The 16,582-nt window shown below is 32.7% G+C and carries 11 protein-coding genes; 6 read left to right on the forward strand and 5 right to left on the reverse strand.

Annotated elements, in window-relative coordinates:
• Nucleotides 1-9 precede the first annotated feature (9 nt).
• From H8K90_RS09150 to H8K90_RS09160, 3 genes are read right to left on the reverse strand one after another with little or no spacing between them, the layout of a single operon-like run.
• A complete protein-coding gene (locus H8K90_RS09150) occupies nucleotides 10-732 on the reverse strand; it encodes a DUF6250 domain-containing protein (protein ID WP_186845658.1) in 723 nt (240 codons plus the stop codon).
• Between the two features lie 26 nt (nucleotides 733-758).
• Entirely contained in the window at nucleotides 759-1,082 is a 324-nt protein-coding gene (rhaM, locus tag H8K90_RS09155; RefSeq protein ID WP_186845659.1) for an L-rhamnose mutarotase, read from the reverse strand.
• Nucleotides 1,083-1,096: 14 nt separating this feature from the next.
• Complete coding sequence (locus H8K90_RS09160) at nucleotides 1,097-2,416, reverse strand: sulfatase-like hydrolase/transferase (protein ID WP_246457641.1); 1,320 nt, start codon at nucleotides 2,414-2,416, stop codon at nucleotides 1,097-1,099.
• 216 nt (nucleotides 2,417-2,632) lie between these two features.
• Between H8K90_RS09160 and H8K90_RS09165 the strand changes: the two genes are divergently transcribed.
• Complete coding sequence (locus H8K90_RS09165; RefSeq protein WP_186845661.1) at nucleotides 2,633-3,991, forward strand: right-handed parallel beta-helix repeat-containing protein; 1,359 nt, start codon at nucleotides 2,633-2,635, stop codon at nucleotides 3,989-3,991.
• 126 nt (nucleotides 3,992-4,117) lie between these two features.
• Here the strand turns inward: H8K90_RS09165 and H8K90_RS09170 are convergent, their stop codons facing one another.
• A complete protein-coding gene (locus H8K90_RS09170; protein WP_222611340.1) occupies nucleotides 4,118-6,517 on the reverse strand; it encodes a glycoside hydrolase family 31 protein in 2,400 nt (799 codons plus the stop codon).
• A gap of 214 nt (nucleotides 6,518-6,731) precedes the next feature.
• Between H8K90_RS09170 and H8K90_RS09175 the strand changes: the two genes are divergently transcribed.
• The 3 genes from H8K90_RS09175 to H8K90_RS09185 are packed head-to-tail and all read left to right on the forward strand — an operon-like array spanning nucleotide 6,732 to nucleotide 11,838.
• Nucleotides 6,732-7,952: an oligogalacturonate lyase family protein gene (locus tag H8K90_RS09175; protein ID WP_186845663.1), complete on the forward strand. Its 1,221-nt coding sequence runs from the start codon at nucleotides 6,732-6,734 to the stop codon at nucleotides 7,950-7,952.
• Between the two features lie 11 nt (nucleotides 7,953-7,963).
• Nucleotides 7,964-10,699 carry a glycosyl hydrolase gene (locus H8K90_RS09180; RefSeq protein ID WP_186845664.1) on the forward strand — a complete coding sequence of 912 codons (2,736 nt, stop codon included), beginning with the start codon at nucleotides 7,964-7,966 and terminating at the stop codon, nucleotides 10,697-10,699.
• A 17-nt stretch (nucleotides 10,700-10,716) separates the two neighbouring features.
• Nucleotides 10,717-11,838 (forward strand): glycoside hydrolase family 88/105 protein, encoded by a 1,122-nt coding sequence (locus tag H8K90_RS09185; RefSeq protein ID WP_186845665.1) that lies wholly within the window; start codon nucleotides 10,717-10,719, stop codon nucleotides 11,836-11,838.
• A gap of 25 nt (nucleotides 11,839-11,863) precedes the next feature.
• Here the strand turns inward: H8K90_RS09185 and H8K90_RS09190 are convergent, their stop codons facing one another.
• On the reverse strand, nucleotides 11,864-12,904 hold the full coding sequence (locus H8K90_RS09190; protein ID WP_186845666.1) for a GntR family transcriptional regulator: 1,041 nt from the start codon (nucleotides 12,902-12,904) through the stop codon (nucleotides 11,864-11,866).
• Nucleotides 12,905-13,107: 203 nt separating this feature from the next.
• Here H8K90_RS09190 and H8K90_RS09195 point away from each other — a divergent pair, with 203 nt between their 5' ends.
• Complete coding sequence (locus tag H8K90_RS09195) at nucleotides 13,108-15,213, forward strand: bifunctional aldolase/short-chain dehydrogenase (protein WP_186845667.1); 2,106 nt, start codon at nucleotides 13,108-13,110, stop codon at nucleotides 15,211-15,213.
• Between the two features lie 81 nt (nucleotides 15,214-15,294).
• Entirely contained in the window at nucleotides 15,295-16,575 is a 1,281-nt protein-coding gene (locus H8K90_RS09200) for a sugar isomerase (RefSeq protein ID WP_186845668.1), read from the forward strand.
• The last annotated feature ends 7 nt before the right edge of the window (nucleotides 16,576-16,582 follow it).

The raw sequence follows: 16,582 nt of genomic DNA on the forward strand, positions 1-16,582 counted from the left end.
AAAGCATAACTACTTTAACCTATAGACTTTAAAATTATTTATTAGATGCCTCGATTTTGTAGTTCTAAAACCAAAATACCCACTAGTTAGTGGAGCAGAATCAGTATAAGAAAAATATTCTTCACCATCAATAAAGACTTTAGTGGTGCCATTATAAATTACCGTTTTTATATGATAGGTTTTATTTGGTTTTAAAAAATATTGTGGGTCTGTATGGTCTGTTACTAAATACCGTTCTCCAGTTCCTAAATACTTTCTAAAACGTGTTGTTGTGTTACTTCTACCTCCTATACCAAAATAGTAAAGCTCTAAATCGTGATACTGCGAAAACGTTCCGTTTCTTGTAAATAGGTTTAGATTATTTGGATCATTTGCCATCCAAAACTGATTTAAATCCGAAAGTCTATCGTTTGAACCATTTTCAACAACAACCATTCTATCGTATTCAATTAATACATTACCTGAAAGTTTATCTTTTAACCAAACCGTAGCACCACAATCTACATCGATAATTAATTTCTTATTATCAACTTTTACGGCTGTATTGCGTAGTGTGTCCGTTTCAATTATCCATTGCGAAAGATCAACCTTATCAAAATTATCCTCATACAGAAGCTCATCAATTGTATAGCCTTCAATAGTGTTCTTTGCCTCTACTTTTACACTAGACTTACATGCGACAATTATAGATCCTAATATGATTACAAATAATAATTGGATAGAAATCTTCATTTTAATAGCTTGTGGTTTAAATGATTTTAATCTAAATGAAAAACTTCTACTAGTGGTTTCTCTTTAGGAGAATTATCACTATTAGTTTCCATAATATCTGCCATATAAGACCACCACTTTTTAACCAATGGATGATTAGGCAATACCTCTTTGTTAAAATCCTTGTGAAGCTTCTGAACCGCAAAAAGAATTAAAGTTTCTTCATCTAAAAAAATACTATAATCACTAATTCCGGTTTCAGAAAGCAGTGTACTTAATTCTGGCCAAATTTCATCATGCCGCTTTTTATATTCCTTTTCAAAACCAGATTTTAGTTTCATCTTAAAAGCATGTCTTATATAATTATCCATATCTAATTCTTCAATTAAAGGTCCTTGTTTACAGATGTATCATCTTTATTAAATTGATTTTGAAGTAAAACTTTCAATTTGTTCGCTAAAACTGTGTCCTTTTCTATTAAATTGTTTTGCTCTTCTGAGTCACTTACAATATCAAAAAGTTGATAGTTTGAAGGTGAAGCATCCTTAAAACGTTGTCGAATTAATTTCCATGGTCTTTGAATTAGACTTTCTTGCTTATGACCTCTAACATAAATTTCGTGAGAAGTTTTAATTTTAGGATTTAATAATGATGGCCATACATTAACACCTTCAACATCATCGGGAATTTCTTGTTCTATCAGTGAAAGTATAGTTGGCATAATATCACTTATAGAAATAAAATTAGCATTGACTTGAGGATTTAAATGGTCTTTCCAATACACTATTGCAGGCACTCTAATAGCTCCTTCAAAATTAGAAGTTTTCCAATCTTTTAGAGGGTGATTACTACCTAGAACATCGTTTGGACCATGCGCTCCATTATATTGCGCTTTCGGATACCAGTTTTCCATAGCTCCATTATCACTCAAAAATATTATAAGGGTATTATCATCAATTTTTTGATCTTTTAAACTCTGTATAATTCGTCCGATACTATAATCCATATGTGCCATAGCTGCCGCAAAATCTCTTCTTGAATTATTTTCTATTTTATTGAGGTAAGGTTCCTTCCATTTGTCTTCTTCCTGCAATGGAAAATGAGGCGCACTATAAGCCAATTGCACAAAGAAAGGTTTACTCTTATCCCTTTTATTAGCAATCCATTCTATAGCTTCGTTTTCAATAAGGTCCGTAACATGACCTTCTTCTTCTATCATTTCATCATTTCTATACCAACTATCATCACCATTTTTGTATTTGTGAGTGTACTGATCTATCTGTCCATGTAAAAATCCATACGAGTAATCAAAACCGAAAGCATTTGGTCCATTATCAATATCCAAACCTAAATGCCATTTCCCGAATATGGCATTTTCATAGTTTGCTATTTTTAAGGCTTGAGGCAATGTGGTAATGGAATCTGGCAAAGTTTTGTTACTGCGACCGCTAATTGGAGCAACAACACCTATTCTACTTGCAGGCATACCTGTTAACAATGAAACGCGAGATGGTGAACATGTTGGGTTAACATAAAACCGATCTAATTGCACTCCATTTGTTGCTAATTCATCAATATTTGGTGTATTAATTTCGGAGCCGTTATAACCAACATCATTCCAGCCTGCGTCATCTGCAATTATGACCAAAATATTAGGAATTGTTGCTGTTTCTTCTGGTGCTTTAACTGCCTCTTTGCAAGCCATAATAACTAACGAGCCGCACAAAATGAACAAAAATTTGTATCTAATTTTCATTATGTTAATTGATGATTAGTGACTCAAATGTATTTGAAATATTACGCTTTAGTATCCTGTGCTATACCGCATTATTAATAGATTGCAAAACACAAACAGGATACAACAGGTTGCGATTATTTTAGCATAACTCTAATTTTAGATTTCTATAAAATAGGTTTTATTATGAAATTTCAACCAGTCATTTTACTGTTATTTTTAAGTAGTTTTTCGATATCTGCTTCAAACATTTATGTGGCACCAAATGGTGATGACACTAACAATGGTAGTATAAACAAGCCTTTAGAAACGATAAAAAAAGCTCAAGATATTGCTAAACAAGGCGACACGGTTTTTATACGAGGTGGTCGTTATATAATGCGAGAAAATCAAATTGCTAAATACTATAGGATTTGGGCATATGTGACTGAATTACATAAAAATGGTATTAACTATTATGCATACAAAGACGAACAACCAATTTTTGATTTCTCCAATATAAAGGTGCCAAAAAAACGCATTATAGCATTCTATATCAAAGGTGAAAATATTCATATTAAAGGTATTGATATTACTGGTGTACAAGCAACAATAAAAGTGGGTAACTCACAATCTGAATGTATTAAAATAGAAGGTGGAAACAATATTACTATTGAAACAGTAAATATGTACGACAATATGGCTATTGGTGTTTATATCACCAAGGGTAAAGACAATCTTATTTTAAATTGTGACGCCTATAGAAACTATGATCACCTAAATAGAAATGGCTATGGTGGTAATGCCGATGGTTTTGGCGTGCATGTTAAAAATGGTGATACTGGTAATGTGCTAAGAGGCTGCCGAGCTTGGTTAAATAGCGATGATGGCTTTGACACTATTAGTTCTGGAGAACCAGTTTTAATAGATAATTGCTGGGCGTTTTACAATGGCTTTTCTAGTGATGATGGCACCTTAGAGAACGTTACAAGCCGTGGTGATGGCAACGGATTTAAAATTGGTGGATACGGAAAAGATAGATCAGATTTTAATGAAATTATGTTTAAATATGCACCTATTCCTAGAAATACAATTAAATTTTCTATTGCAGCTGGGAACAAACAAAGTGGTTTCTACGCCAACCACCATTTAGAAGGAAACAACTGGATTAACAACAGTGCATATGCGAATAAGCGCAATTACAATATGCTTAATTGCAAAGCATTAAATCCACAAGAATATGGTGTAGATATTCCTGGTAAAGACCATCATTTGGTTAATAATTTAGGGCTTTCGGCAGATACTGAAGAATTATCTAATATCGATAAGGATAATTGCATCCTAAGAAATAATTATTTTGATTTATCCGTAACCGTAGACGCAAATGATTTTATAAGTCTCAATGTAAATGAATTAATCCTACCTCGAAAAAAAGATGGTAGTTTACCTGATATCAATTTCTTAAAATTAAAATCATCTAGCGATTTAATTGATGTTGGTTACGATATTGGTTTTCCCTTTAATGGTAAAGCCCCAGACTTAGGCGCTTTTGAAAGTAAAAACTAATTAACACCTTATTATTAAAACAACAAATAAATCATAAATAGCCATAAAGAGGTAACAATAATTTGTGCTATTTCGAGTTTATATTTTTTCATTTTTAATATTTTTTTTCTCACATATCTTTTTAAACTACTTCTTAATTAATATTTTAATTTCTTCATTGCTCTTCAGTTGAGGTGAAATCGTTAAAACACTATCGATGTAATCAAAATCTATATTTTCATTATTAACACTTACGGAAGCTGGTTTATTTAACATATGAAGTTTTATATCATAACTAATGTCACCAGTTTTATATTTGCCATTAGTAGCTGCTATTCTGAAAGTAATATGACTATCGCTAACATTTAGATTTAATTCAGTAGTATTAAAATTACCATTTTGATAACTCAGTGTTCTACCATCATCATTGTAGATTGTAAATGTATTTGAGGCATTAGGCCAAACCTCTATAGTTAATTTTGAAAATTCCTTTTCGCCAATATATTGAACCAATTCTTGCTTCGGAATGATAGCTCCCTCTCTTATAAATATAGGTAGTTGATCTATTGGGCATAAAACACTGTAATACTTTTTTCCTTGATATATTTCACCTGTCCAGTAATTTGTCCATGTGCCTTCTGGTAAATAAACCACTCTGGTTTTTGCTCCTTTTTCTGTCACAGGGCAAATCATCAAGCTCTCACCTAACATATATTGATCTGTTATATCATAGACGTTTTCATCATCCTGAAAATCTAAAACCAAAGCTCGCATTTGAGGTGTTCCCTTCGTGTGATTTTCATATGAATTACTGTATAAATACGGAATAAGTTCGTAACGCATTTCATCATATTGCTTAAAAATGCGTAAAGCTTCATCACCATAATTCCAAGGTTCTTTATAATTAGGATGCTCCATGCCAAAAAGATGTGCAATAGGACTTAAAAGACCAAACTGCGTCCATCTTATATATAATTCTGGGTCTGCCACATGCTCAAAACCTCCCATGCAATGCGCCCAATTACCAACACCAGAAAGTCCAATGTTAAGTCCAGCTTTTATTACTGGTTCAAAATACTGCCATTCACTCGGCCAATCACCAGCGAAAATAAACGGGTAACGTTGTATGCCGGCAAAACCTTCGCGTGTGTTGTTCATGCCTCTAAGCTTGTTGTAATCTTCAAATTGTTTATAAGCTGCTTTAGCATAAGCTAGCGGAAATATATTATGTAAAGATTTTATGTTTTCACCTTGAGGTCCGGTTTTATTACTCTCATTTGCTTTTCTTCCAAAAGCGCTGCCTTCATCTGTTTTTAAAAACATAGCGCCTTGGTCTGCAACGCGTTTTACACCATTATCAAACCACCAATTAACAGCTTCTTCATCGAAAAAATTGACGAATTCTCCAGGATTATCATCTTCTGGGTAGACATAGCCTTTTGCTCGGGCTTCGTCTAATAATCTTAAATTCTTTCCATTATCAAATCTTGGTCTTAGATGCACTCCAACCATATTTAAATTAAGATCATATAAATCTTTGAACATCTTTTCTGGATTAACAAAGGTCTCTCTCCACTCAAACGACGTAGCTCCTTTACCTCCATTTTCCCCAAAAATTCTCCAAGTTGAGTCCAAATGCAATACGTCTAAAGGAATATTTAATGCTCTAAATTTCTTTGCTAAATCAACAACATAATCTGTAGAAGTTTTTTCTTCATGCCCCCAAGTACCACCACTATAGGTACCAACTTGAAGCCCTAAAGCAAATTTTGGTAACAATGGAGACTTTCCTGTCAAGGATGTGTAACTGTCTAAAATTGAAGTAAAATTTGGACCATACATAAAATAGTAATCCATTTCGCCACCTTCAGCAGAAAAAGTATAAGTCTTGTTACTAGAATAACCCATATCCCAATTAGAAGGATGCGAATTATGAAGAAAAATACCATAACCTTTAGTACTCATAAAAAATGGAACCGGACAGTAATTAGCTTCTAAAACATTGTACGCGCCAACAATATGTGGCAATCCTATACCTCTACCAACATCTAATCTTACCTCCTTACCTCTTCGATCTAAGAAATCCATTCGCTCACCAAAACCAAAAAAGTGTTCATCTTTTTGAAGATTTTTAGAAGATGAAACTTTTTTATTATTTATAGAATATCCGTTTTCAGAATCTGAAGTAAGCAGATTACCTTCTAAATCATAAAAAGCTATTGTAAATGGTGATTTAAGTACTTTTAAAGAGATTTTATCTGTTGTAACTAAGAGGTCATTAGCATTATTCTCTATTGTATATGGTACTTTACTCCAACTATAATTAGTAACCATCCATGGTTCATTGGCTTCAAATTCGCCATTCCAACTTGTTCTAACTCTAATCATCGTTGCAGTACAGAGTTCTATTTTCACTGTAGCTTCTTCTGTCTTTAGAGTTATAATGTTTTCATTTTCAGAAACTAATTCTTTAAAATCACCAGTAAAAGATTGTGCAATAGATAAGCTTGAATACAAGAAAACAAAAAACGCAAATGTAAATTTCATAAATAGTATATGTTGAAGTGTAAAGCTCGAAAATATCATATTTATAAAATTTTAGCATCCTGTGCTATGCTGAATTAGATTCTGTTTTTGCGTTTTAAGTCAGCCTTTATAACTTTTCATAATTTATTCGACAGGATACAACAGGACAGAAAATGCATTTACATCAGATACTTTTACTACTCAGTTTTTATACAATCATCAAAAAATATTGAGCATGCAAAAACTAGTCTTATTTATTGTTATAATCAGTTTATGTGCATGTAAACCTGAAGTAGAAAAAACTGAAATTCCTGTTTTAGGAACAAATAAAGAAAGTTCATTACAAAACGTTTGGATAGATTCGCTTACTGGGCATAAAATTGAAAAAATTGTTAACCTTCCTGGCGATAATAGAAGTTTCTACTTTCATAATAACCCCTTTTTAAAATCTAAAGATGGTAAAAACGCGTTGATGATTTTTAGCAATCGACAAGACGAAGATGACCAATATTATTCAGTGAATTTAGAAACAAAGGAAGTCGATCAAATTACTTCGAAAAAAGGCTCCAAGAAAGGTGAAATTGTTGGTCCTAAAACTCGTAAAATTTTCTATATGGTTAAGGACAGTGTTTTTTCTACACATATAGATACACATGAAACAGAGTTTTTGTATAAATTCAGTGATGATGTTATTGGATCCATTACGACATTAAATGCTGACGAAACTTTATTAGGTGGTGCGCTAATAACAAAAGAGGAAAACGAAATTTTTAAAAAAAATCCTAAAAAAACGAGCTATTTTGATAAAATTTACGATGCTAAATTAGAGCGAAGTCTAATTTTACTTAATGTAGAAACCAAAGAACTTAAAAATATATATTCTGAAAATGCATGGCTTAATCACATACAGTTTTCGCCAACAGACGCTAATAATTTAATGTATTGCCATGAAGGACCTTGGCACAAGGTAGATAGAATCTGGAATATTGATATAACTACAAGCGAAACCCAAATAATGCATAAAAGAACTATAGACAGAGAAATTGCTGGTCACGAATTCTTTAGTCCAGATGGCAAAACGATTTGGTACGATTTACAAATGCCACGCAGTGTTACATTTTACTTAACAGGCAAAAATGTAGAAACTGGCGAGGATACTAGATATGGTCTAAAGAGAAACGAATGGTCCATACATTATAACATTTCACCAGATCAAAAGTTCTTTGCCGGAGATGGTGGAGATCCTGGACAAGTTGCCAGAGCAAAAGATGGTCGTTATATTTATCATTTCACACCAAAAGGTGATAGTTTAGTTTCTACTAAATTAGTAGACATGAAAAATCACGATTACGATTTAGAACCAAATGTTCATTTTACACCAAAAGGTGATAAGATATTATTTAGAGCAAATTTTGAGGGCACAACACAAATTTACACGGTTGATATAAAAAAATAATAAAATTAAACATGCAGAAAACAATATTATTAGCATGCACACTTCTATTTTTATTTGTTGAAAGTTGTTCAGAAAAACAGAACAACATTTCCATAGAAAATGAAACTGAAATAAGCTCAAAATCACAAACAAAAACTTGGACACGTTGGTGGTGGATGGGAAGCGCAGTAGATTCTGTAAATATAAAATCTAACCTTATAGATTTACACAAAGTTGGTATTGGTGGTGTTGAAATTGCACCGATTTATGGTGTAAAAGGAGAGGAAGAAAACTATATAGATTACCTAACGCCAAAGTGGATGAATATGCTTAGCTATACCACCAAAATAGCTGATAGCTTAGGCATGGAAGTCGATTTAACTTTAGGAACTGGTTGGCCCTATGGTGGGCCTCAAGTAACACAAGAGTTTGCCGCTACAAAATTAATCACCCAAAAATATTCAGTATCTAAAGGTGATACGTTTAATAAAACTATCGCTGTAGATAACCCTAAAGACAAAAGCACAGCAGTTTTAAACTGTGTGTTAGTATATGGTGAAAATGGTACTTATAAGGATATTACAACTTTAGTAAATAACAATACTATTAATTGGGAAGCTAAAGATGATAATTACACTATTTTCGCCGTGTTTACAGGAAAAACCAGACAACAAGTAAAAAGAGCCGCTCCTGGTGCTAAAGGCCTTACTTTAGATCATTACTCTAAGGATGCATTAAACACCTATTTAGAAACTTTTAATACAGCTTTTAAGGATTTTGATGGCAACATTCGCTCTATTTTTAATGATAGTTACGAAGTATATGGCACTGACTTTACACCCGATTTTTTTAATGCTTTCATTAAATACAGAGGATACGATTTAAAACCTCATTTACCACTTTTACTAAGTGAAAAAGAAACCGAAGAAAGTAATAGAGTAAAAAGCGATTATAGAGAAACCTTATCGGACTTACTACTTTATGATTTTGATGAACCTTGGACGCAATGGGCCAACGACAATAACTATAAATCCAGGCTTCAAGCACATGGTTCACCAGGAAATTTAATTGACCTATATGCTTCTGCAGATATTCCTGAATGTGAAACATTTGGCTCTATGCCATACGATATTGAAGGTTTTAGAAGAGAAAAAGAAGATATAAGAGAAGGAGATGCAGATCCTGTAATGTTGAAATTTTCATCTTCGGCAGCTCATATTGCTGGTAAGCCATTAGTATCTTCAGAAACATTTACCTGGTTACGAGACCATTTTAAAGTGGCATTATCTCAAACAAAACCAGAGTTAGAAGATTTATTTTTAAATGGTATAAACCATATATTTTTACATGGTACTACATATTCACCAAAACGAGCAGAATGGCCAGGTTGGAAATTTTATGCATCTGTAAATTTCAATCCTAATTTAGCTATTGGTGAAGATGAAAAAAGTCTATTTGATTATATTGAAAATTGCCAAAACTTATTACAATCTGGCGATGCTGATAACGACATACTGCTATATTGGCCAATATACGATGTTTGGAATTCGCACTTAGATGCAAGTCTGTTTTTTCAGTTTAAAATTCATTCTTTAGATGAATGGCTGCATAACCAACCTTTTTACAATACCACAAAAGAATTGATGGATAAAGGTTATGGACTAGATTTTATTTCAGATAATTTTATTAAAAAAGCAGATGTTGTAGATGGACAATTAAAATTACCAGGTGGACTTTATAAAACATTAGTTGTGCCAACATCTACTAACATGCCATTAAATACACTTAAGAAACTTATTGAATTAAAGAAAAAAGGGGCGAAAATTGTCTTTCAAGATTTACCACAATCCGTTCCTGGCTTTAAGGATTACGAGGCGCAAAATAAGGTGCTTCAAAAAATAATTTCAGAAAACAAGGAGATTATTTTTCCAGCAAAAGATATCTTTTCAGATATAAATAATGCTAAGGCTCTGCCAGAAACATTGGTGGAAACAGGTTTAAAGTTTATTAGAAGAGATCATAACGGTAACAAAATTTATTATTTAGTAAACCATACTTCAGATGTCATCGATGAGTTTATTCCAGTAAATGTAAAATCAGAACAAGTCACTATTTACAACCCAGATACAGACACTTACGGAAATGCTCAAATCAAAGCTGAAGGAGATAAAACCTTAGTTAGAGTTCAAATAAAATCAGGAGAAAGTCTGTTTGTAACTACAGATGCAACAAATACGTATGAAGATTGGGCGTATTTTCAATCGACAAATAAAACGTATAATCTTAATGGTGATTGGAAAATTGATTTCTTACGAGGTGGCCCATCACTTCCTAATTCGGCAAGTATTTCTGAGTTAACATCATGGACAAATCTGAGTAAAGATGCAGAGTATTTTTCGGGTACTGCTAAATATGAAATGACATTTGAAAACCCAGATAAAAACACTAAAAATTGGCTTTTAAAGCTTGGTGATGTTAGAGAAAGTGCAAAAATTTGGTTAAATGATGAGTTTGTTGGCACACTTTGGGTCAATCCTTTTGACGTAAACCTAGAGTTAAAACAAGGTAAAAATAAATTGACCATAGAAGTTACAAATTTATCTGCAAACAGAATTAGAGCAAAAGAACTTAGAGGTGAAGAATGGAAGATCTTCCATGAAATAAATATGGTTAATAAAGATTACGAAAAATTTGATGCCACTAAATGGAATCCTATGCCTTCCGGTTTATTAGGTCCAGTGACGTTAATACCTCTAGTAAAGAATTAAATTTAAAGATTCAGAATATGAAAAAATCCCTTATAATCATTGGTTTACTTGTTTTTTCACTACAAACCGTATGTGCTCAAGCTATTGACAAAAAACAAGTCTTAGAATCCATGCAACTTGCTAACGACTATTTTATGAAAAAATGGCAAGATGTAGGTAAAACTATCATTACCAATAAAGAACGACCAAGCAATATATGGACACGAGGTGTTTACTATGAGGGACTTATGGCTTTATATGAAATTTATCCTAAAGAAGCTTATTACGACTATGCTTACGACTGGGCAGAATTTCATGATTGGGGATTTAGAAATGGCAGTGCCAATAGAAATGCAGATGATTATTGTGCGGCACAAACCTATATAGACTTATACAATTTAGAGCCAGACCCTAAGAAGTTAAAGAATACGAAAGCATGTATTAACATGTTGCTTAACACACCTCAATTAGACGACTGGTCTTGGATTGATGCCATACAAATGGGTATGCCAGTATTTGCAAAACTTGGTGTTTTAGAAAATGACGATAGATATTTCGAAAAAATGTATGAAATGTATATGTTTACACGAAACGAACATGGAGATAACGGGTTATACAATCCAGAAGATGGTTTGTGGTGGAGAGATGCAGATTTTGATCCACCATACACAGAGCCTAATGGAGAGGATTGCTACTGGAGCAGAGGAAATGGTTGGGTTATAGCCGCATTAGCTAAGGTCTTATCTATTATTCCTGAAGATGCACCACATAGAGATCAGTACATTGTAGATTTAAAATCTATGGCAGATGCCCTAATTCCAATACAAAGAGAAGATGGTTTTTGGAATGTAAGTTTACACGATCCAAATCATTTTGGTGGTAAAGAAACCTCTGGTACTGCCTTATTTACATATGCAATGGCTTATGGTGTTAATAATGGAATTTTAGATAAAGACAAGTTTATGCCTGTGATTGAAAAAGCTTGGAATGCCATGATAACAGAAAGCTTACAAGAAAATGGTTTTTTAGGATATTTACAATCTACAGGAAAAGAGCCAAAAGATGGCCAGCCACTTTCGGTAAGCAAAATTCCAGATTTTGAAGACTACGGGTTAGGATGTTTTTTATTAGCTGGTGCTGAGATTTATAGGTTTGATTAATAATTAATCTACAATAGAAAAGTTTTTAGATTGAGTTTCTATCTATAAAATTAAACTCATTCTTCACTTTTCCTTTTTCCTTGTTCAAAATCATTTTTGCCGCAGTTTCTCCCATTTTTCTAAAGTTGGTAGACATTACAGTAATTCCTAAAAGCTCTTTTAATGGTGTATCATTGTAAGATATAACACCAATTTCATCACCTAAAATATACTCGTCTTCTCTTATCTGTTTAACGAGATTAACAAGATCAGATTCTTCGATTATAATAAATAAATCTCCACGTTTTAAAATCATATCCTCATAGACTTCACTTAATATTTCAAAATCTATATTGTGTTTTGCACAAAACTTACGAAAACCATGTAAAATTCGTCTAGGATATGGATAAACCGATTTATCGGGATATACTAAAATTAACTTCTCATATTTTTTAACTTTTTCTAACCCTTGCTCTAAAGCATTATAAATATCATTTTGAAAATCTTGTGATACCTCAATATTACCAACATCTACGGGAGGCTTACTATTGTCTAAAATAACCAGTTTATCTTTTGGTATTTTATTTAAAAATTTCAAAACCTGTTCTGTATAACTTACATGCTTGAGTTCATCCGTTTTAAAATGTGGCATAATCACATAATAATCATAAGCTGTTTTATTTTTGTCTAAAATATTTAAAAATAAAGACTCATCACAATGGTAAATATGTAGATCTGTATGAGAGTTTGCACCAACATTTTCTATAAACGAATTATATATCCTTAATTTATAAGAACTTAGTTTATTAACTAGAAATAAAATATTAACTTTAGATAACAGTCTAGTTCTAGTAACATAATAACCTTTACCACGTATAGAGCTAATAATATTTCTGTCTTTTAATATATTATAAGCTTTTTCTACTGTATCTCTGGATAAATAAAATTCTTCACTGAATTTATTTATAGATAGAATCTTTTGATCAATGGTTAGATGACCAGCTGAAATGTTGTCAATAATTGAATCGACTATTTGCTGATATTTAGGAACCCTTGAATTTTCATCAATGGTTATTAATTTTCTCATTTCCATGCTTAAAAATATAATATTTAAAGAATATACTGTTTTGAATTAACCTTAAATAATTAAAGTATGCATTTTACAATTAATTTTTGATGTAAATATACCGAAATAAACTAACCGTTATTCTTAGTAAAAACGGGATAGTACAGGATAGAGTCTTACTAATCTTAATATACTTTAGCTATGAAATATTATTAATCAATTTTATGACTGTAATTACTAAAAAATTTAAATATGTCAATTATTTGTGGGATGACAAAAAAGCTGCCGCATTAGGAGATAACCAAGTAGATTTATTTTTATATAGATCTAATATTTTGGGTGCCGATTTAAGAATCACAAACTATGGTGGTGGCAATACAAGTTGTAAAACTATAGAAAAGGACCCTTTAACAAATAAAGATGTTGAAGTGATGTGGGTTAAAGGATCTGGTGGTGATATAGGTACTTTAAAGCGATCAGGTATTGCAGGCCTTTATACGGACAGACTGCGAGACTTAAAAAACGTTTATGGAGGGTTAGAAGACGAAGACCGTATGGTAGGCTTATTTAATCATTGTATTTATGACTTAGATAGTAAAGCTCCATCAATTGATACTCCACTACACGGACTTTTACCGTTTGCACATATAGATCATTTACATCCAGATGCTCTAATTGCTGTGGCCGCAGCAAAAGACAGTGAAAAAGTAACCAAAGAAATTTGGGGTGACACTATGGGTTGGGTACCTTGGCAAAGACCAGGTTTTGATTTGGGTCTGCAGTTAGAGAAATGCCTAGCAGAAAACCCTGGAATACGAGGAATCGTTCTAGGAAGTCATGGGTTATTTACTTGGGGAGACACATCATATGATTGTTATATGAATAGTCTCGAAGTTATAGAAATGGCTTCAGAATACATTGAAAATAAAATAAAAGAGCAAGGTCAGGTTTTTGGTGGTCAAAAAATTCAAAGTTTACCAAAAGAACAGCGCTTAAAGAAAGCTGCCCAGTTAATGCCTTTATTAAGAGGTTTATGCTCATCTGAAAATAGAATGATCGGTCATTTTTCTGATAGCGATGTGGTCTTAGAGTATATTAATAGTAATGATTTAGAAAGGTTAGCACCAATGGGTACTTCTTGTCCAGATCATTTTTTGCGTACTAAAATTCAACCATTAGTTCTAACTTTAGATGCTAATGAAGACTTATCGGATAGTGCCACAATTCTGAAAAAATTAGAACCTGCTTTTGCACAATACCGCAAAGAATATGCAGATTATTATAATACTTGCAAAAAAGACAATAGTCCTGCCATGCGAGATCCAAACCCAGTAATCATTATTTATCCTGGTGTTGGTATGTTTAGTTTTGCAAAAAACAAACAAACGACTCGTGTAGCAAGTGAGTTTTACATCAACGCGATTAACGTAATGCGTGGTGCAGAAGCGATTACTGAATATACATCTTTACCTAGACAAGAAGCTTTTGATATAGAATATTGGTTATTAGAAGAGGCAAAATTACAGCGCATGCCCAAAGAACAGCCACTATCTCGTAAAGTAGCATTTGTTACTGGCGCAGGTGGAGGTATTGGTAAAGCAATTGCAGACAAATTAGCTGAAGAAGGAGCAAATGTAGTTTTAACAGATATTAATGAAGACAGTTTAAAAGAAGCACAAGCAAGTTACAAAAGAGATGTTGCTAGTTATGCAGTATGTGATGTAACCAATAATGAATCCATTAGTTCTGCATACGATAAGGCTTGTATAGAATTTGGTGGCGTAGATATAATTATTCATAGTGCTGGCTTGGCCATTTCTAAACCATTAGAAGAAACAACCGAAAAAGATTGGGATATTCTTCAAGATGTTTTAGTTAAAGGTCAATTTGCATTAGTTAAAGCAGGCGTGCAAATAATGCGCAAACAAGATTTAGGTGGTAATATTATAAGTATCGCTAGTAAAAACGGATTAGTTTCTGGACCAAATAATGTTGGTTACGGAACAGCCAAAGCTTCGCAGCAACATATGTCTCGTTTATTGGCTGCTGAATTAGGCAAAGATAAAATTAGAGTAAATGTTGTAAACCCTGATGGTGTTATCGTAGGAAGCAAAATATGGGAAGGAGACTGGGCAGAAGGACGCGCCAAAGCTCATGGAATTACCGTAGACGAATTACCAGCACATTATGCCAAAAGAAATCTACTTAATGAAATTATATATCCAGAAGATATTGCAAATGGAGTATTTTCATTAGTCGCAATTTTAGATAAAACAACTGGCAACATAGTTAATGTAGACGGTGGTATGGCCAATGCATTTGTCAGATAAAAGAATTTGAGTTAGTTTTAGAAAGAAGAAACTTCCATATCATATTAATTTATTATGGAAGTTTTTTTTAAATCCATGTACATGAAAATAGATCAAAACCTAATAATAGATAGTAATAATAAAAACCTTCAAACGCATCAAAGTCATTTTAACTTTTTAGCAGATTCGTTGTCAAAAAAAGGCAAAAATGTTGATGCTATAGTTTCAAGATTAAAGGATTTTCAGGTAGCCATCCCTAGTTGGGCTTTAGGTGCTGGTGGAACACGATTTGGAAGATTTTCCTACTATGGCGAACCTTCAAACTTAGAACAAAAACTAGAAGATGTTGGTTTAATTCATGCACTTACTAAAACTGCTGGTGCTGTATCATTGCACATTCCATGGGATATTCCTACAGATTATAAAGCAATAAAAGAATTAGCTAATGATCTCGATATTAAATTTGATGCCGTAAATTCTAACACATTTCAAGATCAAGAAAAGGCTAAAGAAAGTTACAAATACGGTTCTTTAAGTAATACATCTTCAGCTATAAGAGAACAAGCGATACAACATAATATAGATGTTATAAATATTGGAAATCAATTAGGTTCAAAAAGTTTAACCGTTTGGTTGGCTGATGGTTCTTGTTTTCCGGGTCAAAACAATTTTCAAACAGCACTTCAAAATACAGAAAACAGTTTAAAAACAATATATAAAAAACTACCTGAGGATTGGAACATGCTTATTGAATACAAGCCTTATGAGCCAAATTTTTATAGCACAGTAATACAAGATTGGGGAACATCATTTATGTTAGCCAATGCATGTGGAGATAAAGCTTATTCTTTAGTGGATCTTGGGCACCATTTACCAAATAGTAATATTGAACAAATTGTTTCTATTCTCATGTCTAAAGGTAAACTTGGAGGTTTTCATTTTAATGACAGTAAATATGGTGATGATGATTTAACCGTTGGTAGCATAAAACCTTATGCCCTATTCTTAATATTTAATGAATTAGTTTATGGCATGCAAAACAATCCTCAAAACCCAGATTTAGCTTGGATGATTGATGCTAGTCACAACATTAAAGATCCTTTAGAAGATTTAATACAATCACTTGAAGCCATACAAGAGGCATATGCAAAAGCGCTATTAATAGATCAAGCAGAACTAAAAGCTGCACAATTAAATAATGATGTTGTAAAATGTCAAGAAATTTTACAAGATGCTTACAGAACTGATGTAAGACCTTTAATTGAAAAAGCACGATTAGATGCTGGTGGAGTTGTACATCCGATTAAAACGTATCGCGATTTAAACATTAGAAACACCTTAATAAAAGAAAGAGGAAAAAACACTGTAGCTACAGGTTTATAAGCGTTTT

Source organism: Winogradskyella echinorum (genome assembly GCF_014297365.1).
Classification (GTDB): Bacteria; Bacteroidota; Bacteroidia; order Flavobacteriales; family Flavobacteriaceae; genus Winogradskyella; species Winogradskyella echinorum.

Bases quoted from the DNA above. Each gene is read 5' to 3' on its own strand.
- H8K90_RS09170 (WP_222611340.1), bottom strand. From the start codon at position 6,517: ATGAAATTTACATTTGCGTTTTTTGTTTTCTTGTATTCAAGCTTATCT.
- H8K90_RS09195 (WP_186845667.1), top strand. From the start codon at position 13,108: ATGACTGTAATTACTAAAAAATTTAAATATGTCAATTATTTGTGGGAT.
- rhaM (WP_186845659.1), bottom strand. From the start codon at position 1,082: ATGGATAATTATATAAGACATGCTTTTAAGATGAAACTAAAATCTGGT.
- H8K90_RS09165 (WP_186845661.1), top strand. From the start codon at position 2,633: ATGAAATTTCAACCAGTCATTTTACTGTTATTTTTAAGTAGTTTTTCG.
- H8K90_RS09150 (WP_186845658.1), bottom strand. From the start codon at position 732: ATGAAGATTTCTATCCAATTATTATTTGTAATCATATTAGGATCTATA.
- H8K90_RS09190 (WP_186845666.1), bottom strand. From the start codon at position 12,904: ATGAGAAAATTAATAACCATTGATGAAAATTCAAGGGTTCCTAAATAT.
- H8K90_RS09180 (WP_186845664.1), top strand. From the start codon at position 7,964: ATGCAGAAAACAATATTATTAGCATGCACACTTCTATTTTTATTTGTT.
- H8K90_RS09200 (WP_186845668.1), top strand. From the start codon at position 15,295: ATGAAAATAGATCAAAACCTAATAATAGATAGTAATAATAAAAACCTT.
- H8K90_RS09175 (WP_186845663.1), top strand. From the start codon at position 6,732: ATGCAAAAACTAGTCTTATTTATTGTTATAATCAGTTTATGTGCATGT.
- H8K90_RS09160 (WP_246457641.1), bottom strand. From the start codon at position 2,416: ATGGCTTGCAAAGAGGCAGTTAAAGCACCAGAAGAAACAGCAACAATT.
- H8K90_RS09185 (WP_186845665.1), top strand. From the start codon at position 10,717: ATGAAAAAATCCCTTATAATCATTGGTTTACTTGTTTTTTCACTACAA.